Source organism: Geobacillus sp. LYN3, assembly GCF_003064505.1.
Classification (GTDB): Bacteria; Bacillota; Bacilli; order Bacillales; family Anoxybacillaceae; genus Parageobacillus_B; species Parageobacillus_B toebii.
Window position 1 is genome coordinate 2,310,459 of the sequence record NZ_QCWL01000001.1, and the last position, 20,993, is coordinate 2,331,451.

General features: G+C 44.9%; 22 protein-coding genes and 1 riboswitch. Of the genes, 1 reads left to right on the forward strand and 21 read right to left on the reverse strand.

The window, feature by feature from the left end; all coding sequences use genetic code 11:
- Positions 1-177: 177 nt before the first annotated feature.
- A complete protein-coding gene (serA, locus tag DCC82_RS12080) occupies positions 178-1,755 on the forward strand; it encodes a phosphoglycerate dehydrogenase (RefSeq protein WP_097354958.1) in 1,578 nt (525 codons plus the stop codon).
- A 48-nt stretch (positions 1,756-1,803) separates the two neighbouring features.
- Here the strand turns inward: serA and DCC82_RS12085 are convergent, their stop codons facing one another.
- The 21 genes from DCC82_RS12085 to nagA form a co-directional block, all read right to left on the reverse strand.
- Complete coding sequence (locus DCC82_RS12085) at positions 1,804-2,616, reverse strand: histidinol-phosphatase (protein WP_015864328.1); 813 nt, start codon at positions 2,614-2,616, stop codon at positions 1,804-1,806.
- A gap of 266 nt (positions 2,617-2,882) precedes the next feature.
- Positions 2,883-4,025 carry a GerMN domain-containing protein gene (locus DCC82_RS12090; protein WP_097354696.1) on the reverse strand — a complete coding sequence of 381 codons (1,143 nt, stop codon included), beginning with the start codon at positions 4,023-4,025 and terminating at the stop codon, positions 2,883-2,885.
- On the reverse strand, positions 4,003-4,551 hold the full coding sequence (gene sigX, locus DCC82_RS12095; protein WP_081188252.1) for an RNA polymerase sigma factor SigX: 549 nt from the start codon (positions 4,549-4,551) through the stop codon (positions 4,003-4,005). Before sigX ends, DCC82_RS12090 begins: the two co-directional genes overlap by 23 nt.
- Positions 4,552-4,676: 125 nt before the next feature.
- Positions 4,677-5,393, reverse strand: coding sequence for an AIR synthase related protein (locus DCC82_RS12100; RefSeq protein ID WP_089097865.1), 717 nt, complete (start codon positions 5,391-5,393; stop codon positions 4,677-4,679).
- Positions 5,386-5,883 carry an ECF transporter S component gene (locus DCC82_RS12105; protein ID WP_015864332.1) on the reverse strand — a complete coding sequence of 166 codons (498 nt, stop codon included), beginning with the start codon at positions 5,881-5,883 and terminating at the stop codon, positions 5,386-5,388. The genes DCC82_RS12100 and DCC82_RS12105 overlap by 8 nt, the downstream gene beginning before the upstream one ends.
- Positions 5,880-6,455 (reverse strand): cob(I)yrinic acid a,c-diamide adenosyltransferase, encoded by a 576-nt coding sequence (locus tag DCC82_RS12110; protein WP_015864333.1) that lies wholly within the window; start codon positions 6,453-6,455, stop codon positions 5,880-5,882. The genes DCC82_RS12105 and DCC82_RS12110 overlap by 4 nt, the downstream gene beginning before the upstream one ends.
- A gap of 14 nt (positions 6,456-6,469) precedes the next feature.
- Positions 6,470-6,886 carry a bifunctional adenosylcobinamide kinase/adenosylcobinamide-phosphate guanylyltransferase gene (locus DCC82_RS12115; protein ID WP_062677593.1) on the reverse strand — a complete coding sequence of 139 codons (417 nt, stop codon included), beginning with the start codon at positions 6,884-6,886 and terminating at the stop codon, positions 6,470-6,472.
- Positions 6,820-7,473, reverse strand: a complete 654-nt coding sequence (locus tag DCC82_RS12120) for a histidine phosphatase family protein (RefSeq protein WP_015864335.1) — start codon at positions 7,471-7,473, stop codon at positions 6,820-6,822. Before DCC82_RS12120 ends, DCC82_RS12115 begins: the two co-directional genes overlap by 67 nt.
- Entirely contained in the window at positions 7,431-8,219 is a 789-nt protein-coding gene (gene cobS / locus DCC82_RS12125) for an adenosylcobinamide-GDP ribazoletransferase (protein ID WP_097354697.1), read from the reverse strand. Before cobS ends, DCC82_RS12120 begins: the two co-directional genes overlap by 43 nt.
- On the reverse strand, positions 8,216-8,776 hold the full coding sequence (locus DCC82_RS12130) for a bifunctional adenosylcobinamide kinase/adenosylcobinamide-phosphate guanylyltransferase (protein WP_015864337.1): 561 nt from the start codon (positions 8,774-8,776) through the stop codon (positions 8,216-8,218). The genes cobS and DCC82_RS12130 overlap by 4 nt, the downstream gene beginning before the upstream one ends.
- Positions 8,773-9,843, reverse strand: a complete 1,071-nt coding sequence (gene cobD / locus DCC82_RS12135) for a threonine-phosphate decarboxylase CobD (RefSeq protein ID WP_097354698.1) — start codon at positions 9,841-9,843, stop codon at positions 8,773-8,775. Before cobD ends, DCC82_RS12130 begins: the two co-directional genes overlap by 4 nt.
- The gene (cbiB, locus tag DCC82_RS12140) at positions 9,800-10,771 is read right to left on the reverse strand and encodes an adenosylcobinamide-phosphate synthase CbiB (protein WP_062677595.1); all 972 of its coding nucleotides are present in this window, start codon (positions 10,769-10,771) and stop codon (positions 9,800-9,802) included. The genes cobD and cbiB overlap by 44 nt, the downstream gene beginning before the upstream one ends.
- Complete coding sequence (locus tag DCC82_RS12145) at positions 10,768-12,252, reverse strand: adenosylcobinamide amidohydrolase (protein ID WP_062677596.1); 1,485 nt, start codon at positions 12,250-12,252, stop codon at positions 10,768-10,770. Before DCC82_RS12145 ends, cbiB begins: the two co-directional genes overlap by 4 nt.
- Complete coding sequence (locus tag DCC82_RS12150; RefSeq protein WP_062677597.1) at positions 12,252-13,304, reverse strand: FecCD family ABC transporter permease; 1,053 nt, start codon at positions 13,302-13,304, stop codon at positions 12,252-12,254. The genes DCC82_RS12145 and DCC82_RS12150 overlap by 1 nt, the downstream gene beginning before the upstream one ends.
- The gene (locus DCC82_RS12155; RefSeq protein ID WP_097354699.1) at positions 13,270-14,226 is read right to left on the reverse strand and encodes an ABC transporter substrate-binding protein; all 957 of its coding nucleotides are present in this window, start codon (positions 14,224-14,226) and stop codon (positions 13,270-13,272) included. The genes DCC82_RS12150 and DCC82_RS12155 overlap by 35 nt, the downstream gene beginning before the upstream one ends.
- A gap of 129 nt (positions 14,227-14,355) precedes the next feature.
- Positions 14,356-14,570: riboswitch (cobalamin riboswitch) on the reverse strand.
- A gap of 130 nt (positions 14,571-14,700) precedes the next feature.
- Entirely contained in the window at positions 14,701-15,315 is a 615-nt protein-coding gene (locus tag DCC82_RS12160; RefSeq protein ID WP_015864343.1) for a PH domain-containing protein, read from the reverse strand.
- 383 nt (positions 15,316-15,698) lie between these two features.
- Positions 15,699-16,616 (reverse strand): DUF7916 family protein, encoded by a 918-nt coding sequence (locus tag DCC82_RS12170; RefSeq protein WP_097354700.1) that lies wholly within the window; start codon positions 16,614-16,616, stop codon positions 15,699-15,701.
- Between the two features lie 94 nt (positions 16,617-16,710).
- The gene (gene nagE, locus DCC82_RS12175; protein WP_097354701.1) at positions 16,711-18,072 is read right to left on the reverse strand and encodes an N-acetylglucosamine-specific PTS transporter subunit IIBC; all 1,362 of its coding nucleotides are present in this window, start codon (positions 18,070-18,072) and stop codon (positions 16,711-16,713) included.
- Positions 18,073-18,089: 17 nt separating this feature from the next.
- Entirely contained in the window at positions 18,090-18,818 is a 729-nt protein-coding gene (locus tag DCC82_RS12180; protein WP_081188232.1) for a GntR family transcriptional regulator, read from the reverse strand.
- Complete coding sequence (gene nagB / locus DCC82_RS12185; protein WP_015864346.1) at positions 18,815-19,570, reverse strand: glucosamine-6-phosphate deaminase; 756 nt, start codon at positions 19,568-19,570, stop codon at positions 18,815-18,817. The genes DCC82_RS12180 and nagB overlap by 4 nt, the downstream gene beginning before the upstream one ends.
- Positions 19,571-19,587: 17 nt before the next feature.
- Positions 19,588-20,760, reverse strand: a complete 1,173-nt coding sequence (gene nagA / locus DCC82_RS12190) for an N-acetylglucosamine-6-phosphate deacetylase (RefSeq protein WP_097354702.1) — start codon at positions 20,758-20,760, stop codon at positions 19,588-19,590.
- Positions 20,761-20,993 lie beyond the last annotated feature (233 nt).

The following is a 20,993-nucleotide window of genomic DNA, read 5'->3' on the forward strand; positions in this document are numbered from 1 at the left end:
GCGATTCATCTCCCACTTACTCCGCTTCGCTTCGTTGAAGTGGGAGTCTTCTCGCCTAATTAAGATAAAAACGTTTACATTGGTATGACTTCTTATCATATCATTGACAGATGGTAATTTATTATGTTAAATTATCAAAAATTTAAAATCCTTGAAAAAAGAAAGGAGCTCACCACCGTGTTTCGCATTTTAGTTTCCGACGCAATTAGCGAAGAAGGATTAGCCCCACTACGAAAATCCGAACAAATTGAAATCGTACAAAAAAAGGTAACAGAAGTAGAAGAACAACTTCATGAATTTGACGCCTTGCTTGTTCGCAGCGCTACGAAAGTGACAGAAGAACTCCTTTCCAAAATGCCAAATTTAAAAATCATCGGGCGCGCTGGTGTGGGAGTTGACAATATTGATGTGGAAGCAGCAACGAAGCGCGGGATTGTCGTTATTAATGCTCCAAACGGAAATACGATTTCTGCTGCTGAACACACATTTGCTATGATGGCTGCGCTTGTGCGCCATATTCCGCAAGCACATGTTTCTGTGAAATCCCGGGAGTGGAATCGTTCCGCGTTCGTTGGAACAGAGTTGCAAGGAAAACATTTAGGAATTATCGGATTTGGCCGCATCGGATCCGAAGTAGCCAAACGCGCGCGCGCATTCGGCATGACGGTTCACGTATATGATCCATTTTTAACAAAAGAACGGGCGGAAAAACTTGGTGTATCGATCCATACACTTGATGAAGTGCTTGCTTGCTCTGATATTATTACCGTACACACCCCATTAACTAAAGAAACAAAGGGGCTTCTTGGCGAAAAAAATTTGGCCAAAACGAAAAAGGGCGTATACCTTATCAACTGTGCCCGCGGCGGTATTATTGACGAACAAGCATTAATTCCATTTCTTCAAAGCGGCCATGTTGCAGGGGTAGCTCTCGACGTATTCGAACAAGAACCGCCAGGCGATCATCCGCTTTTTGCGTTTGATAATGTGATTGTCACCCCTCACCTTGGCGCTTCGACTATAGAGGCGCAGCTCAATGTTGCTACACAAGTTGCCGAGGAAATATTACACTTTTTAGAAGGAAAACCAGTTACATCATCTATTAATCTACCATCATTGTCTAAAGACGTATATGAAAAAATTCAAGCATTCTACAATTTAGCGAAAAAAATGGGCACGATCGCATCACAATATATGAATATTCCTGTCCAAGAACTATCCGTAACCTATGCGGGAACGGTTGCCGATTTAGAAACAACATATATCACTCGCAGCTTGCTCGCTGGATTTTTACGGCCGCGCGTCGCTTCGACGGTTAACGAAGTGAATGCCGCCATGATCGCAAAAGAACGCGGCATTACGTATGGAGAAAAATTTTCCGATGAAACACATGGTTACGCAAATTGCATTTCCCTTACCGTACACGGGGAAAACAGAACGTTTACGATTAAAGGCTCGCACATTCCAAACTATGGAGACCGCATCGTTCACTTCGATGGATTTACGATTGATTTTGCACCAGATGAACATCTTCTTTACATCCAGCATCAAGACCGACCAGGAATGATCGGAAAGGTCGGAAACGTCCTCGGCGAACATCAAGTAAATATCGCTACAATGCAAGTCGGACGCGAGCAGGCAGGTGGAAAGGCAATTATGATGCTTTCGTTAGATAAACCGATTGATGACGCTTTACTTCAGAAATTAGCTGAAATTGAAGATATTGAAACGGTAAAAAGATTAGAAGTTTCATAAGCAAAAAAGGAATGGGAATTTCCCATTCCTTTTTCCGTTGCTTTTCTCTTATCCAAGCGGCACCGCTTTACGCTCCCCTTTTTGAAACGTCATCAGCTCCGTATAGCCGACGCTTTTCGCCAGCGCAATCGCCTTGTCGTAATCCGCCCCCACGTGCTCTGGAACGTGCGCATCAGACGAAAGCACAATCGGAATTCCCTTATCATAGCACATTTGCAACAGCCGCTTATCCGGATATAGCTCACCGACTGGCTTGCGGAGTCCAGCAGTGCTGATTTCCACACATGTTTTGGAATTCGCAAGCGCTGTTGTGGCACGATCATATTGCTCTAATAAAAATTCCTCATCCTCCGGAACATATTTAAATATTTTGACCAGATCTATATGACCGATAATATCAAATAAGTTCGACTCGGCTAAAGTAACGACTTGGTCAAAATATTTGCGATATGTATCGTACAAATCCCGGCGTTCCCATTCCTTTCGATATTCCGCTAAGTCAATGCCGAAATCATCGATCCAGTGAATGGAACCGATGACATAATCAAACTCATATGATCGAATAAACGCCGCCATCTCTTCATGTTTTCCTGGCGTATAATCCATTTCGATAGACATTTTTACATCAATTCCGGCATCCCACGCCTCATGGAAAAGACGGACATAATCTGCCATATCATAATAGCGACGTTCGTCTACCCATGGATTCGATAAAATATTTTTCGTTTGATAAAAATGATAGGCATGTTCGGATATACCGAAATGTTGAATTCCTTTCCGCGCCGCTTCATCGGTAAATTGCCGCAAATAGTCCAATGTCAGCGTTCCGCGTTCTAGATGGTTATGGTAGTCTGTTAACATTCACAAATCGCCTCCCACTATGTTTCTATCATTATATCGTATGAAAATGCGAGAGGACAACGATTTTCACGAATTTTCGAAACGTTAACCAGTTAACCCTACCATAAATAATAACCGAATGCAAACGGCCATTCCCGCCACTACAAGCAATCGTCTCACCACATCACCCATCGTCGCTCATCCCTCCTTGTTATTTTTACACCATATAGTATTATGTCAAAAAAAAACAAATAGAACTTCATTGACATTAAAAAATACTGCCTCCCTTATCTTGTATGCAAAGTCGCCATCATCGGATTTGGGCCAACGGGTACATCAATCTTCTTGCCAAATATATATGGACCGATCTGTTTTACATTTCCCCCCATAAACGTCACCGAGCGAAAACCAAACTCCTTAGCGGTAAGTAAAATTGCTTCCACCATCCAGCATAACGATGGCGATACATCAAGCTTTGAATCCTCAGTAAATTGAACAACGACGTGATCCTGTTGCACATCTACTTTCTCAATTTGCACTCCCCGCGGAATCGTTGATCGCAGTGATGCACTAGCATCTTTTTGCATTTGTCTTAACGCGTTGTGAAATGTTGGGAAATGTTGGGGGGACGGAACGAGATATACAGGATGCGACGAACTGAGTTGATATAAATAATACGCCCGCTTCTTTTTTGGAATTTCCATCGATTCTATATATCCTTTATGACTTAGTTTCATCCCTTCTTTATTTCCCGTAAAAAAGCGAATTTTCTTGCCACCCATCCATCGAATGGTTTCTTCAATACTGGATAAAAACAGCGACTCACTCACTCTTCCTTCCAAAAAAACCGGATGTTGTTTCGAAACATAAACAAGCCAAACTCGTTTGCTTTCACGAGAAGGCACCATCGTTACCCCATTAAGCAAATGTTTCGAGACTCCCCATTTTTGTTCATCAATTTGTGTTTTGGCCGTTTCTAGCTGCCATTTTACCGACTCATGCTTTGGGACTGGCACACTAATCGGAATCACGATTTGAGACTGCTGGTCGGGAAGCCCTAGTACAGCAACATCTTGATCATTCAAAGCTTCTTTTGTAACAATGTGCGATGGAAACTCGCTGTATTGGTTTGCTGACAAAAGCGGTTGACTCATATTGGAACGCTGATCAGCTTGCAACGTAATGACAGATTTATCCGATTTTTCTTCTGTCTGTTTGGTAAACGGGAGGCTGTGCACACTAATGACAACAACGATCATGACTGCAACGATCGAAGCAAACGATGGAAGAAACCACGCTTTCAAACGTGCTGTTTTTCTTGCTTTCATCAATTGTCGGTACACTTCTTCTTTCGAACGATGATCTTTGATCATCGGCATTTGTTGCAACGTATATTGGAGGCATTCGTCATTCCACCGAAATTTTTTCATGTTGTTTTCCCCCTTTCGCCGCTTCTTCCTCCATATACTTTTTTAATACTTTTAATGCCCGGTGTTGCGTTGTTTTTACTTTGCTTTCCGTCCATCCTAACGTTTCTGCTGTTTCTGCGATCGATAGTGACTGAATAAAGCGGAGTACAATGACAAGTTGCTGATCAATGGTACAACGCTCTAAACAACGGTACATCCGTTGAATTTCTTCTTTTTGAATCGCAATTTCCTCCGGGAGTGGCTGCATATCACAAAGCTGATCATCGTTCCAATCGAATTTTTCTGACACTCTCCGCCGCCAGCTTTTTTGTTTGCGAAAAAAATCGATTGCCACATGGCGAGCAATCGATAGCAGCCACGTTTTTTCGCTGCTTTCCCCCTTAAATCGCTTATACGAACGCAATACTTTTATGTATACTTCTTGAACAAGATCTTCTGCCTGTTCTCGATTTCGTACCATATAAAATAAAAAATTAAAAATGTCATCATGATACTTTTCGTACAACTCCTCAAAAACGGAGTCCATCCTTTCTCCTCCCATTCTACTACATCTGTCGATAGAACAATCGTTTCGTTACAACTATCATAAAGTTTCTTCGCAAAAAAAGGAAGAATATTTACGGAATATTCTTCCCTTTCATCTCTACTAATCTATAAGCGCAATTCGATCGAAAAAAATAAATCTTTTACCATCTTCTTTATTTCTTCTTCCATATGAGGATCATAGCTTATTAATACAGAAGTAGCCGGACCGGATGAAGCAAAAAGCGGCAACGAGCAGGAACAAGAGAAAGAGGAAAGACCGTTGTCCTGAAGCAACTGTTGCAATTCATAATAAATTCCTTTTGAACCAACCGGAACAATTTCATAAACATACGTTTGTCTCAATAGTGCTTGAAATAACGAAAGAGAAAGCATACGTTCCTTACGCTTCAATACTTCATCTCCAACAAGCGGCTCGCCGATTACCGCAAATTTTGCATCTTTTGGTGTTATTCCGACCCGTTTTCGCTCTGTTTGTACCGTACCGACAACCGTTATTCCAACAGCGGACTGCAACGTTGGAAAATTCGTTTCACTGCTCCCGATGACCGGAATGTCTATATGCAATTCTTGACACGTCCTGCGGATGCCATTGCAAAGTGTTTCCCACGCTTCATCATGCACAAAATTTTGCAGTACCACGGCATGCGGCTTCGCCCCAACGCTCAATACTTCCATGAATGCAACGCGCGCAGCAAAATACGAAACGACATCATATGGAGCGTGTACAACATCCTTCTCTTTCTCTCCAATTGCTGCCGAACCATCCGCCGCAACCACTAACTCTATGCCATCATAAAAAGGTATAAACAATACATCACGCACGTGGCATCTTCTCCGATTCAATAATGTTCCATTTCCAAAGTACCGGGATAACAAGCAAAGAAACGATGATGTTCGCAACGGTTGCGATCGTCAAAGAAGGAATAACCGCCAAAACAAACGCTTTTCCCATCCATAAAGCAAATGGAAGCGGAGCCAAAAAAGAGTTGCCGACAAAGAAAAAGAAAAGAGCAGCCTTTGTCCATTTCTGCCGATATAACCAAGCAAATCCGTATACAAGCACTGCCATTTCCACAGCGACCAGCATATGGAACGCTCCTAACGGAACTCCGGCAAAAAACGCCGATGCCAAATGGCCGAATGCGGCAACGAACGCGCCAATACTCGGGCCAAGAATCGCTGCTGCAACAAGTGCGGGAGCGCTATCTAAGGCAATGCTGCCAAGCGAGGTCGGCAGCTTCAACAACGAACCGATCACCGATAAACTAATCAACACAATTATCATGGCAAATCGTTTCCGATTCTCTATCATTTTTCCTCCTCCTTATCCCGAAACACGATCGCACTCCGTTCATATTCGACGTCTTTTACTCCCAAACGCGCGTTAATGACGCGGGCGACAGCAAAAAAGTAATCAGATAAACGATTCACGTATTGCAATACAATTTCATTAATCGGCTCCTCTTTGCTTAATGACACGATGCACCGTTCCGCTCTTCTTGTTACCGTGCGGGCGACATGAAGCGCCGCAGCAGCTTTAGAGCCGCCAGGCAAAATAAATTTTTCAAGCGGCGGAGCTTCTTTCACATATTCATCGATGCGCGTTTCCAAAAATGTCACCATATCTGCCGTTACTTTGTACGGAATCTTCCCATTCACAATGGCCAAGTCGCCGCCGCAATCAAATAATTCATGTTGAATTTTTTGCAATTCAGCGTAAATGTCTTGAAATTTCTCATCATGTAACAGCGTCATCGCCTGCCCGACAAATGAATTTACTTCATCTAGCGTCCCGTACGCCTCCACGCGCAGATGATCTTTATCGACACGTCCGCCGATTAAACTCGTTTTTCCTTTGTCACCTGTTCTCGTATATAGTCTCATATCGTTTCTCCCCCTTATTTCATTCGTTCTGCTAATCCGCACCAAACACGATCGACGCGGTCGCAAAGCTGAACCAATTGCTGGTAACACCAGCCGGTTACATCGCGCCATAATCGTTCTTCTTTTTCCACCGGGACAACCCCCTGCGTAATGTCGGAACCAATCCACACAACCGTTCGTCCAGAACTTTGTCGTTCCCACTCATGCCATATTTGAAACATGCGTTTCCAATAAGCTAAATCTGGAATACACCGAATCGCTGCTTCCAATCCTTCCATCACAACGATTCGTTCGAGTATATTCGCATCTGGCTCGCCATATTCGCATTCATATCCGTTATACCAAACGACATCTTTCCGTTCTGTTATTCGGTAGTAAGTGCACGCCCATTTTCGTTTTCCTTGAAAAGCACCTCCGACAATGAAATGCATCGTTTTTTCTCCTTCCACCTCTCGAGCGTCGATTGCAGTGTATACCCGCCGCCAAATGGCACCGCCCATTCCCAAAACGACCGTTCTTGCGGAGCATAGCGCTCCAATACGTAACGAATCGGGCCGCCATGCGTGGCGACGGCGACATGTTTCGCATTTGTTTTCTCGGCAAGTATGATCGTTTGTTCCAACGCTTGCTCCACTCTTGTTTGAAATTGTTGATAGCCTTCCCCGTTGGGAGGAACAGTCGAAAGCGGGGAATTCAACCATTTTTGATACTCTTTTATTTCTTTCAACTCCAAAAACGTTTTTCCTTCCCAGTCGCCAAAATGCATTTCCCGCCATTGCGCCATTTCGAATTTCGCACCGGAATAACTTCGAAACAACAACTCACACGTTTGCCGGCACCGCAGCAAATCGCTTGATACAAGCAAATCAACAGGCGCAAAAAGCTGCAAGTCTGCTTTAAGAAGCCGCGCTTTTTCCTGCTCTGCAAGCGGTACATCCGTATGCCCGATATATCGTCTTGCTTCATTTTCCGGCGTCATACCATGACGTATGAACGTAATAGCCAAATCATACACCATAGCCACGTCTCCACTCCTTCGACAAACGCCCCAAGCGCATCACCGGTAATGCCGCCAAATTGTTTTTCAAAAAACAAACGTGCAACGAAAACAGCAAATATTGTCCCACACGCTAAAAATATAACGGTTTTCCAAACAGAAAAATGGATGGCGCATAAACACGCGAGCAAACAGCTGCCAATAATCATTGCAACATGCGCATCGTAACGATCGGCATGTTCCCGAAAAGCAGCGGCCATGCCCGTTTGTTTTGCTGGTTTTCCATAAATAAGCAGCCATGCCATCGCAGTTCTTGAAAGCAGCGGAATGACGGAAATGAGAAATATATCAAGATGGGAGCGTATTGTTTCAAACACAAACAAAAAGCGAAACGAAAGCAAACACAAAATCGATAATACCGCAAATGCCCCGACGCGCGAATCGCTCATGATTTCTTGACGCCGCTTTACATCCCGATACGAAAAAAACGCATCGCTTACATCCATCCAACCGTCCGCGTGCAATCCGCCTGCGATCCAAATAGATAGCCACATGAGGGAAAGCGCAAGAAACAATGGCGAAAGAGAAGAAAACGAAGAAAACATGAAATACGTAACAGCTTCGATAACGCCAATCAGCGCACCGACAAGCGGAAATGCGCGGACAGACCAGCGTGCCGTGGCAGCGTTCCAATCAATCTGCTTCCGAATAGGAATCACCGTCAAAAATTGAACAGACAATAAAAACCCGCTCCAAGCCGCTTTCATGACAATGATTCTCCTTTTTTCACAACAGCTATGCCATTCTGCGCCAAAATGGCGATTTGAGCGTTTGCGACAATTTGTTGATGAAGCCACCCAAGCGTTTTCATAAAATGATATGTCCCTAAATCATCCGGCACTCCTCCAGAAAATAATTCATTCGAGACAATGATTAACGCCTTGCACGCTTTTTCTAATTGCTGTAACACAATCCACATTTGTCTTGCCTTATGAAAACAGTTTGCTTCCTTTTGCCAGCTTTCATCAGCAAACAATTCGTTAGCAAGCCAGTTCGTTATACAATCAAGCAAAACGACGTCGCTTTTTGTAAAAACAGGAATCAGTTTATCAAGCCGCACCGACTGTTCCCATGTGATCCACTTCATCGGTTGTTTTTTTCGCCGCTTTTGGTGATGATCAATCCGCTGTTTCATTTCGTTATCCAACGCTCGTGCCGTTGCGATATAGTGTAAAGAACTTTCTGGAGTTGCCAGCTTTTGTACATAAGTTTCAGCAATTCGGCTTTTTCCGCTTCGGACACCCCCGCTAATAAACACGATCATTGCGCCCACCGCCTCAGCGCATGCAGCAATTGATCGTTTTCTTCCTCCGTCTTCACCGCTAAACGCAAATAATGGCCGTCAAGGCCGCGGAAATTCATCGTATGGCGCGGTACAATCCCTTTTTGTAATAAATGATAAAGCAGCGCTTCTGTGGAACGATTTGGCAACCGTAATAAATAAAAATTAACGACCGATGGCGAAACATAATACCCATATTCGCTTAATATCGTCGTTATTCGCTCCCGTTCACTGGCAATCATCCGCTTTGTTTGTGCGACAAACTCGTTCATCGGCAAAAAATGCAACGCCAGCTGCTGGGCAAGTCTACTTACGCTCCATGGCGGCTGCAATGCTTTTACTTGCGCAATGACTTCCTTATTGGCAACCATATAGCCGATACGCGCCCCGGCTAAATGATGGATTTTCGTTAATGAACGCAAAACGATCAGATGGGAAAAGTCGTTCACCCACTGCAATGCGGTAAAGCCTTCGATCCAAAAATGATAAAACGCTTCATCGATGACAACAAATGTCTCTGCCTTCTCCGCTGCCACAAGCAACGCATATAGATCTTCTTCCGTCATCACCGTTCCGGTTGGATTGTTTGGATGGCATAAAAAGAAAGCATCAACATCCCCTAATAACGTTGTTAACTCACTTAGATTATATTTCCAGTTGCTTTCCTCATTCGAGACAATCGAAACGATCTTACAATGGTGCGCCTCACAAGCGCGGCGATATTCAGAAAACGTCGGTTCCGCAATTCCAATTCGTTTCCGTGAAAATAATTGTCCTAGCAAATGAATGCATTCCGAAGCGCCGTTGGAAATCAGCACTTGCTCTGGTGCGATTCCTTCGATACGCGCAAGTAAATCAACTAATAAAGAAGCATCCGGGTCTGGATATTCCATCGCCCAACCGCAAAAATCAGCTTGTTTCGGCCAAAGCGACAGCGGCAATACATATGGATTTGTGTTGACACTAAAATCAACGTAAGTTTCTGGAATTGGAATCCCAAGATGCTCATATAATTGGCGGGGATTTGCTCCATGTGCTGGCAAATTCAATCAATATCCCTCCTATGAACAGCAATATCGCAAACGATAAAACCGTAACGAGCATAATCCGCACTGCATGGCGAATATGTTCTTTTTTTAGCGGAACGAGCGGATCGCCGATCGTCGGCCGGTGCGAAACGATTCCGTTATATGTGTTCGTTCCGCCAAGCTGCACGCCTAAAAGCGCCGCCATCGCCGATTCTAGCCATCCGCTGTTTGGACTTGGATGTTTGCGAGCATCGCGAAAAAGCACCCGCAAGCAATGACGAAGTCGCTTTCCGCTATGGATAAATATCATCACCATCGCCGTAAGACGAGCAGGCACATAATTGACCACATCATCCAAACGCGCTGACGCCCAACCGAATTCGCGATACGCCTCATTTTTATAGCCGAGCATCGAATCACACGTATTTACGGCCCGATAAAAAAGCGCCAATGGAGCCCCGCCGATGAAAGCGTAAAACAACGGCGCGGTAATTCCATCGCTCGTATTTTCCGCCACCGTTTCTACACAAGCGCGCACAATTTCCGGTTCGTCAAGATTTTCTGTATCCCGGCCGACAATCATGCTTAATTCGCGGCGAGCCTTTTCGATTTTTCCTTGTTCTAAAGGAATAAGCACATTCCAGGCAGCTTCTTGTAAACTTTTTGTCGCAATCGTCGTAAAAATAAGGACCGCTTCCATCATAACGCCAAATATCCATGAAAGAGAATAACTGATATATACAACAAGAGACGCCAGGCAGTAAACCATTCCTGCTACGGCCGCGACGGTAATAATCCCTTTCATGCGCCGATATCGCCCTTGATTAAGCCGTTTGTCGAAAAAGGAAATGAATGATCCGATTCCACGCACGGGGTGCGGAAGCCAACGAGGATCGCCAAACAACCAATCCAACACAAGCGCCAGAGCAATCGCCAAAAGATGACTCACAATGATTCCCTCCGCTGTTTATAACGGCGAAGGGCTTCCTTTGTCGCTTCATAAACGGTTCGCCCGATCGCTTTTCCAATCGGTGTGATCGTTCCAGCATAAGGAAACGTTGCTCCCGTTTGTGTCGCGGCAATCGCGATGCAATCCGTCGATGTTCCTGTTGCATAGGTGCTTGTTTCAGGATCGACAATTTTTTCATCGTATAATGCTTTTGTTTTTGCTTCCGTCGCCGTCATTAAAGCCTGCACATAAGCGGCATCCGTCAACGTTCCGTCGATAAATACCATAATGTTAATCGTGCCGACTTTTTGGCTTAATTCCTCTCGTTTCCATGCTTGTGCGGCATCAACGGCATTTCCTACTCCAGCGGTAACAACGGTCCATACAGAAAACGCATCATGTTTCTCATACATGCAGACGGTATCTTCGACAGAAACAGCGGTCATCATTCCAATCGTTTTTTGGACGGGAAAGCCGCGGCGCCGTAAATAATGTTTCATTTCCGTTTCCGCATCTTCGCAATCATAATCTTTTGAAACTTGACGATTGACAAAATGAGTCGCCCATTGAAAGCCTGATCCGACAAGCGCGGAAGATAACACCTTAAGCGGCTCGGTTGCGGTTACAACGACGCAGTCCTCCAACATTGTCCACGCGAATCGTTCGCGCAGTTCGTTATGTTGTAATATCGGAAATTGCCATTCCCGTAAAAACGCCATAAGCGGTTTAGAGACGGTCGGATGTGCTTGCCTGCTTACGGACGCGTGAAATACAGAACGGAAAATCTCAGGTTCCATCAGCTCTTCCGGCGTCCCTAGCGCGACTACCTCCCCTTTTTTTAACATTAAAAGCCTGTCACAATATAAACTAGCGATGTTAATATCATGAAAAATCGCAATAACCGTTAACTCTTTTTCCTTCGCCGAGCGGACAAGCTGGTCCAATAGCTTCATTTGCTGGGTAATGTCCATATGATTGGTCGGTTCGTCTAGCAATAAAAGCTGAGGCTGCTGCGCAAGCGCTCTTGCTAAATAAACACGCTGACGTTCTCCCCCACTCAAACGGTCAATCCCTTCTTCTGCTTTTTCCATTAGCCCAACTTCTTCGATTGCTGTTTTCACCGCTTGTTCATCTTCTTCCGTCCATGTCGGAAATAGACCGCTTTGATGGGCATATCTTCCAAGTTCCACTGTTTCTTTTACCGTATATCCGAATGCCGCATCAACCGTTTGCGGAAGCACCGCGGCAAAGCGCGCCCATTCTTTTTGCGAAAAAGAACGAAGCGGCCGGCCGTTTACTGTTATGCTTCCGTTTTGTAATAACAACTCCTTGCTTAACAGTTTCAATAAGGTCGTTTTCCCGCTCCCATTTGGCCCTAAAATCCCAAATACTTCTCCCTTTGCTACGGTAAACGTTACATCATGAAGCACTTGTTTACGATGATAGTGGTAAGAAACATGGTTTACTTCAAGCACATTCATCACGTCTTTCTTCGCATTCTTCGAAAAAATAGTAGTGCAAATAAAGGTGCGCCAATCAATGAGGTAATTACGCCGATTGGCAATTCTCTCGGCGAAATAATCGTACGCGCCAATAAATCAGTAAGAACGAGAAAGGCACCGCCATACAATAGGGAAAGCGGCAACAGAAGACGATGGTTCGGACCACAGACGAGGCGAACCATATGTGGAACGACCAATCCGACAAAACCGATCGTTCCGGAAACAGACACCGCCGCGCCGGTTAGCAGCGAAGCACCGGTTAAAATCATCACTTTTCGCTTCAACACATCGACCCCGATATGCATAGCGGCCGACTCCCCAAACGCAAAAGCGTTCAGTTCGCGCGCATTAAAAAGCAGCATGATCACTCCGATGAGAAAAAACGGAAGCATCATCATCGTATATTTCCAGCCGCGCATCGCTACGCTCCCCATCAGCCATGCAATAATTTGCCGCAATTCTTCTCCAGTTAGTGCAATCATTAAGGAAATAAGCGCGCTGAAAAACGCCCCGAACATAATTCCAACTAGGATGATGGTCTCTACAGACATTTTTCGCTCCACCGCTCGTGTAAATAAAAGAACAAGCACGAGCGTCACAAGGCCAAATATAATGCTGACAATAGGAAGCGTAAATGTACCAAATAACGGCAATTGAATACCGAAGAAAATGACAAAAACAGCACCAACGGAAGCACCTGACGACACGCCGAGCGTATACGGATCGGCAAGCGCATTTTTTAACAGCCCTTGAAACGCAGCTCCCGCGACCGCCAGCGACGCCCCGACAAGAAACGCGAGCACAACGCGTGGAAGGCGGATCGCCATCACGATTTGCACGAGATCATCGGGAACATCGCCGGGCAACGGCAACCCAAACGAGATCGAAAAAATAATCTTGATAATAATAGAAAAGGGAATCGATAGAGAACCTATCGATATCCCCAGCAAGAGCGAAGTAATAACGACCGTTATTGCAACTGCATACATCCATATATTACTTAAAAATATCCGGGTAAATTGTTTTTGCAAGTTCCTCTACTCCTTCGATCAAACGTGGACCTGGACGGCTTACTAAGTCTGTATTTACATCATACACCCGTTTGTTTTTCACCGCCGGGACATCTTTCCAAGCAGGACGGTCCAACACTTGCTTCGCTCCGCCGTATGTTGTAATAATGACATCCGGCTTGTACGCGACCGCTTTTTCTTCCGTAACCATCGGCCACCCTTCTAAATCACCGGCGACATTTTTCGCGGAGATCGCCTGGAGCATCTCATCAATAAACGTTCCTTTTCCAGCAGTATAAATTTCTGGAGCTGGTGATATTTCGACCCATACTTTTGCTTGATCTTCCTCTTTAATTTGCTTTGCTTTTTCTTTTATAGCTTCTAATTTTGTTTTCATATTTTGGATGATTTCTTGTGCTTTGTCCGCAGTTCCTGTCGCTTTTCCAACTAATTCGATCGAATGATAGACATCATCAAACGTTTTCGCATCATTGACAACCAATACAGTAATGCCTGCATCTTTTAATTGCTGAAGACCATCTTTCGAATTATGTGCACTAGACGCATGGGCAAGCACTAAATCTGGCTTCAACGAAATGACTTTCTCTACATTAAACTCCATGCCGCCTATTTTTTCCTTATTTTTTACATCTTCCGGATAGTTGTCAAAATCGCTTACACCGACGATTTTCTCTCCCAATCCCAGCGCATAGGCGATTTCTGTGTTGCTTGGAATTAAGGAAACGATTTTTTTCGGCTCAGACTGTATCGTTACATCCTCGCCTAATCCATCTTTTACCGTTACCGGAAACGCCGCTTGTTCCGTTTTCGGTTCTTCTTTTTTTGCAGGCTCTTTGCTTGCGTTCTCTCCATTACATCCAAACAAGAAGCCAAATGTAAGGATGAATACGAGCAACATGACATACTGTTTCCATTTTTTCATTTTTTGTTCCCCCTTCTTTATGTAAAATAAAAAAACTCATTCCTAACTCGGAATGAGCGAGAAACGGCAATATGTATACACGAAGGCAGCCACCGTTGCCGTTTCCTCATCTCACCCCCCGAAGATAGGAAACTATAAGCGAACAAGGCAGGTCTACTGACTCATGCTTCATCCTACTCTGAACCTTCCCATACGGCAAACGGCGCTTGCCATTCCACCGTACAGTGGCGATTTCATTTCGTCAGCATTTACAGTTGCGGGGACAGTTCTGGACTTTCACCAGATTCCCTATTAAGCCATTAGGAGCGAATCGCTCCATTCGGCACCTTGCCGCTATTGTATAAAATTGTCGAACAATTGACAGTTATAATATTAAAGGAAGAAAGATCGTTTGGCAATAAAAAATTCAAAGTTTCATTGTTTTCAATTCATTAAAACCCCCGAACTTTTAGCGATTCGGAGGTTACAATGCAATTAATTATTAATATACCGTTCAAACACAAAGCCGAAGTCTTTCACCGTATATTTTGTTTTCGCGTCAACGAGCCATTGAAACGCAAGTTCATTCACCGCTTTGAAATCGGCAACGAAATTATTTGTGTCACTTTTCACTTGCCCGAATACGTTTGCCGTCAATTCCAAACTTTTATGCGCGTACTCGAGCTTCGTTTTGTTTTCATGGCAAAGCTCAGAGATGGCGAGCAGCGATTTATATAAATCTTTTAGTTCTTCTAAATGCTTTTTATGGACGTCAATCGAATAGGCATGGGCGCCGATTTTAAACTTAATCTCCACATCTAAATCGACCGTGCCTGCCGTTTCGAGCGACACATCGGAAATCGTATGTTTGTAATAATCATAGCGGCGCAATACGCGTTTTTTGCTTGTTGCGCTCGTGCCATCCAAATGAATAAGCGCTTTATTGGTAAAGCAATACTCATCCGACTTCGATTTAATTAAGAAATAAATCTTTTCCCCGTCTTCATGCATCACGTAATCATCGGCATCGACTTTATCATAGTTTTCCGGTTTAATAACCGAGCCGATATCGCTTAATCCAAGCACATCGGCAGCGACTTTTCCAAACATCGTGCAGCTCCTCTCCTTATTTAAAAAATGGTAATTACTTTTATTGTATCATGAGTAAACGGAATATCCCTAAAATTTTTTCTATTTTTTGAAGAATAGTGAAACTTCTCATGCTATAATAAACGCATCACTAGTTGGAAAGGATAGATGCCTTATGTTTCGCATTCGTCCAACTTGTTCTGTTTGCAACAAAACAATTGAAAAAAATGAACCGATTTATGTTCATATGAGATATCCGGCATACAGAGGAATAGTAGAAATCAAGGCATTCCTCCAACAGGAAGGCAAAATCATTTGCGAAGATTGCTTCCAACAAAAAATGAAGAAGGAATAATCATCCTTCTTCGTAACAGCTCTATCATGACACAATCAATATATGTTCACTATCTCAATGGCGATCTTGCCATGCGAATATACGTATGGCGTTTGCCACGAATGGCAATCGAATACGTCATAATGTTTTCCGGAATGGCGATGCCATGATAACCGGCGTCTCCGATATGATACAGGTCGGCTCCTGCCATTTTGCTTGCGAGCGCGATTTGGCGGATCGTATGTTCATCCGCTCCTTCCTGGCTTGTGCCGATCGTAAGCATAACGAGCGCGCCATGTTCGTGGGCAACCTGAACTAGCTTTTCCGTTTTTTCTAAGGTCACACCTTGTACAGTTCCTGGCGCCGGCATAAGAACTACATCAGCTCCGGCACGAATAAAACGCATAACGATTTCTTCGGATACAATGCTAGCTCCCGTTTCGCCGGCCACTCCAGCTGCGTGCATTTTCCCAGCGATAATGAGACCGTCTTCTCTAAAAACGGCACGTGCGGTTTCGATCGCGCGGATAATTTCATTATTTGTCACACCTGTTTTCGGATTTCCGGTTAGGCAGATAAAATCGAAACCTAGACGTTTTGCTTCTTGCAGTGATTCTTCTGTTGCCATCCTTCCTTTTGGAAGAGAAGCAAGACTCTCTAACTGCCTCGCGTTCGGGTCAACAGGCTCCAAATTGACGCCAATTGGACGCCCCGTTAACTGCTTCAGACGCTTCACCATTTGATGTGGCTCCTTCGTATCCAACCCGTTTACCAGCGGCCGGAATACATCAAACATGTTCAATAGAATTAAATCCGCGCCAAACGCCGCGGCCAATTCCGCATTCGTCACCGCCGGATAAAGCGGGGCAACAGAGCTGATTACTTCTGCAACGATCGTTCTTCCTTCCGCTGCCCGAATCGATTGTTTCAGCTCTTTTCCGTTCATACGGCAAAAATCCGAGGCGCTGCAGTCTAGCAACCGCTTCATTGGCAAATCCCCCCTTGATCTATCACATCTCTATGAAAATAGACATTCCAGCTCTTTTCCACTAACGAAAAGAGCTGGAACGCTTTCCTCCTGGTTATAGCTTTTTCAGTTCGTTGGCGACAAACTCGACATCCGTGCCGACAACGACCTGCACATCCGTTTGATTGAGGCGGATGACCCCTTTTGCGCCTAAACGTTTCAGTTCGTCCTCATTGACTTTCGACATGTCTTTTACTTTTAAGCGCAGGCGGGTCACACAGTTGTCGATCTGGGTGAGGTTATCTTTACCGCCCAGCGCTTCCATATACTGTACCGCAACGTCTTTGTAGCCGCCCGATGACGCTGCGCCGCTTGCCGTGAATTCGCCTTCGATTTCTTCACGGCCAGGCGTTTTTAAATCTAATTTGACAATCAAGAAATAGAACACAACGAAATAAACGACGGCATAGATAATTCCTTGCACGATTAATAGATACGGTTTTTGCGCAATTCCATAGTTTAAGAAAAAGTCAATCGCGCCGGCCGAGAAAGTAAACCCGTGATGAATATCGAGCATCGTCGCAATCGCCATCGAAAGCCCCGTTAATACGGCGTGAGCGACATAAAGCAATGGCGATAAAAACATAAACAAAAACTCAATCGGTTCGGTAATTCCCGTTAAAAAGGCAGTCAGCGCCACGCTAATGAGCGCACCGGATACTTCTTTGCGCCGCTCTTTTTTCGCTGCGGCAATCATGGCGAGCGCTGCGGCTGGAAGACCAAACATCATAATCGGGAAAAATCCCGCCATGAAAATTCCGGCATCCGGGTCACCCGCGAAGAACCGCCATAAATCCCCTGTTTTTCCATTGTACTCGCCAAACACAAACCATACGAAGCTATTTAAGACGTGATGCAAGCCAACCGGAATGAGCAACCGGTTCAAAAAGCCGAAAACGCCTACCCCAATCGCGCCGGCGCCGACAATCCATTTGCCGACCGCGTTAATGCCGTCCTGAATCGGCGGCCATACATATCCGAAAACAAGTGCCAATATAAGCATGACAAACGAGGTCACAATTGGAACAAACCGCTTGCCCCCAAAAAATCCTAGCCAATCTGGCAATTTAATATTATGGTAGCGGTTATACAACAGACCGGCAATCACACCGGAAATGATTCCACCTAACACGGACATATTGATATCTTTGTCAATGGCAGCGGCCCCCTTTGTTAACACAAAGTAGCCGATCGCCCCGGCCAGCGCCGCTGCGCCGTTTCCATCTTTGGCAAAGCCAACGGCAACCCCGATCGCGAAAATGAGCGGCAGGTTCGCAAAAACAGCATCCCCTGTTGCGGCGATAAACGGAATATCCAATAAATCCGGCTGTCCTAAACGGAGCAATAACCCCGCTGCCGGCAGGACGGCAACCGGCAGCATAAACGCTTTTCCAAGCCGCTGTAAAAATCCTAACATAAAAATTCCCCCTCTTTTTATTTTGAACGTTCCATCTCAATCGTCAATTTGTAGCGGTCGCCACGGTAAACCGATTTGACGACTTCTAGAGGCCGTCCGTTATTTAAATAACTTCTGCGCTGCATGAGCAATACAGGCGCACCTTCCTTTATTTGCAACAGCTCCGCCTCCATCTTGCGGGCGACGGAAGCTTCAATTATTTGCACGCCCGATTGAATGGCCAACCCTAATTCTTTTTCAATAAAATCATAAACGGAACCGCTTACAATTTCGCGGGTTAACCGAGGAACAAGCATACATGGAATATATAATGTTTCGAGTGCCATCGGCAGCCCGTCGGCAAGACGAACGCGGCGGATTTCGTAAAGATCCGCTCCTTCGCGGACGTCGAGCAGCTGTGCTAACGACGTACTGGCAGGAACAATGTTGAAATCGAGCACATTTGTTCCAGGTTCCATGCCACGAGCGCGCATATCTTCCGAAAAACTTGTAAGCCCTTTCAGCGGCTGTTCGATTTTTGTCGCGGCAACAAATGTTCCTTTGCCGCGTTTTCTTACTAAATATCCATCATTCACTAAGTTATTGATCGCCTGTCGAACAGTCATTCGGCTAATATCGTATGTTTCTGCCAGTTCCCGCTCGGACGGAATCATTTCTCCCGGCTTGAGCTGCCCTTTTTCGATCATTTCTTTAATTCCTTGCTCTAATTGATAGTAGATAGGAAGCGGTGAGTTTTTGCTAATCATTTTGCATACACCTTTCGTTTTTCATCTGGTACAAGCGACAATGCATCTTGATCAGCAATTACCGTGACGTTCGGATGAGTATGAAGCACCGATGCCGGCACATCGGTAGTCACGGTTTCTTCGAACAGCTTCGCCATAATTGGCGCTTTCGCCGTTCCTGACGCTAATAGCAATATATGACGGCTTTTCATAATCGTTGCGATTCCCATTGTAATCGCTTGGCGCGGTACATCATTGAAAGATGGAAAAAAGCGGGCATTCGCTTGCCGTGTTGACGGCGCCAGCTCGACTACATGCGTCGGTGCCGAAAACGATGTCCCTGGCTCATTAAAACCGATATGTCCATTTCTTCCAATTCCTAACAGCTGTAAATCAATTCCTCCCAAACTTTCAATTAGCTGTTCATAGCGTCGACATTCCGCCTCCACATCATCGCTTGCTCCATTTGGAATATATGTTTGCGAAAGCGGGATATCGATATGGGAAAATAAATGTTGATTCATATAGTAACGATAGCTGTTCGGGTGATCGGGTGACAAACCAATATATTCATCTAAATTGACCGTACGAACGTTTCGATAAGATGTTCCATTTTGGCGATGATCCTCGACTAATTGTTTATATGTGCCAAGCATTGTCGATCCCGTAGCAAGACCAAGAACGGAATCAGGTTTTTCCTTTACCTGGGCAATAATGATGTCAGCCGCCTTTTGGCTCATCTCTTCATAGTTGGCTGCTTCAATTAATTTCATCGTCCGATCCCCCTTTTTTATTTTGAATAGGCAAGTTTACCACGGCATATCGTCATCACAACATGATGCTGTTCGTCTAATACGACAAGATCAGCGTCTTTCCCGGCGCGGATGCTTCCTTTTTTGTCTGAAACGCCTAACTGCTTTGCCGGATTCCAGCTAGCCATGCGTATAATATCTTCCAGCGTACAACCGGTAAAAGACATGATGTTTTTCACTGCATCGCCTAATTTTAAGATGCTTCCGGCCAGCGTGCCGTCCCGTAATGTTGCTTTTTCTCCTTGAACAATGACTTCTTGACCGCCAAGTTCATATATACCGGCGCCGAGACATTTCGCGCGCATCGCATCCGTAATTAATATGAGACCATCACAGCCCTTCATTTTGTACGCAAAGCGGACCATTTCCGGCGCAACATGAATTCCATCGACAATTAGTTCACATACAACTTCATCGTGCATAAGAACCGCTCCGGCAACTCCCGGCTCGCGATGATGAATACCGCGCATGCCGTTGAATAAATGAGTGGCATGGGTCACTCCTGATTGAATGGCGGCGGTTACTTGTTCGTAAACCGCATCGGAATGACCAATCGAGGCGACGACACCAGTTTCTTTTAAGTATGCCGCAAGCGCCAATCCATTCTTTTCTTCCGGCGCCAGCGTGACAAGACGAATATGTCCATTCGCGATGTTCTGCCATTTTTGAAATAGTTCGATGTTTGGTTCAATAATATTTTTTGGATGCTGCGCTCCCGCTCGTTTTGGAGAAATAAATGGACCTTCTAAATGAATGCCAAGCACCTCTGCTTCTCCGGGTGGATTGCTGCTATATATATATTGCGCAACGTTTTGCAAAGCACGTTCAATATCCGCAATCGGTGCGGTCATCGTCGTCGCTAAAAAACTTGTTGTGCCTTCCTTTGGCAATGTTTTTGCCATTGTGCGCAACGATTCGTCTGTCGCATCCATTACATCAGCTCCAGACGCGCCGTGGATATGGACATCAATAAACCCTGGTACAACGGAGAAACTTGGGTCAAGCTCTATCACCTCCGCTTCACTAGAAGCTGGGCATGAGGACATCGGCCCTACTTCAATCACTTTGTCTCCCTCTGTCAGCACATATCCTTGCTCGATTTTTCCTGTTTCCGCATATATAACCGCATTTTTAAGCAACCATCGTTTCACTGATTATTGCACCTTCTTTCTATATAATTATATTAACATCATATCATCTAGTTGTCTATACCACTATATATTTTGTATCGTTCGAAATAAACGCATCATTACTCATTAGCTTCCCTATTCTTTTTCGCTCTGCCATCAAAAAAAACAGCCCCCGCTGCTTAGGGTAGCGTCAAAAGTTTTATGAAAACTCCACATCCGCCATCCCATGGAGCATCGTAAGGCATCCTTGGAGC

Coding starts and splice junctions, on each gene's coding strand:
- DCC82_RS12085 (WP_015864328.1), bottom strand. CDS start 2,616: ATGTTAACAGACTACCATAACCATCTAGAACGCGGAACGCTGACATTG.
- DCC82_RS12090 (WP_097354696.1), bottom strand. CDS start 4,025: ATGAAAAAATTTCGGTGGAATGACGAATGCCTCCAATATACGTTGCAA.
- sigX (WP_081188252.1), bottom strand. CDS start 4,551: ATGGACTCCGTTTTTGAGGAGTTGTACGAAAAGTATCATGATGACATT.
- DCC82_RS12105 (WP_015864332.1), bottom strand. CDS start 5,883: ATGATAGAGAATCGGAAACGATTTGCCATGATAATTGTGTTGATTAGT.
- DCC82_RS12110 (WP_015864333.1), bottom strand. CDS start 6,455: ATGAGACTATATACGAGAACAGGTGACAAAGGAAAAACGAGTTTAATC.
- DCC82_RS12115 (WP_062677593.1), bottom strand. CDS start 6,886: ATGCATTTCATTGTCGGAGGTGCTTTTCAAGGAAAACGAAAATGGGCG.
- DCC82_RS12120 (WP_015864335.1), bottom strand. CDS start 7,473: ATGGTGTATGATTTGGCTATTACGTTCATACGTCATGGTATGACGCCG.
- cobS (WP_097354697.1), bottom strand. CDS start 8,219: ATGAAAGCGGCTTGGAGCGGGTTTTTATTGTCTGTTCAATTTTTGACG.
- DCC82_RS12130 (WP_015864337.1), bottom strand. CDS start 8,776: ATGATCGTGTTTATTAGCGGGGGTGTCCGAAGCGGAAAAAGCCGAATT.
- DCC82_RS12145 (WP_062677596.1), bottom strand. CDS start 12,252: ATGAATGTGCTTGAAGTAAACCATGTTTCTTACCACTATCATCGTAAA.
- DCC82_RS12155 (WP_097354699.1), bottom strand. CDS start 14,226: ATGAAAAAATGGAAACAGTATGTCATGTTGCTCGTATTCATCCTTACA.
- DCC82_RS12160 (WP_015864343.1), bottom strand. CDS start 15,315: ATGTTTGGAAAAGTCGCTGCCGATGTGCTTGGATTAAGCGATATCGGC.
- DCC82_RS12170 (WP_097354700.1), bottom strand. CDS start 16,616: ATGAAGCGGTTGCTAGACTGCAGCGCCTCGGATTTTTGCCGTATGAAC.
- nagE (WP_097354701.1), bottom strand. CDS start 18,072: ATGTTAGGATTTTTACAGCGGCTTGGAAAAGCGTTTATGCTGCCGGTT.
- DCC82_RS12180 (WP_081188232.1), bottom strand. CDS start 18,818: ATGATTAGCAAAAACTCACCGCTTCCTATCTACTATCAATTAGAGCAA.
- nagB (WP_015864346.1), bottom strand. CDS start 19,570: ATGAAATTAATTGAAGCAGCCAACTATGAAGAGATGAGCCAAAAGGCG.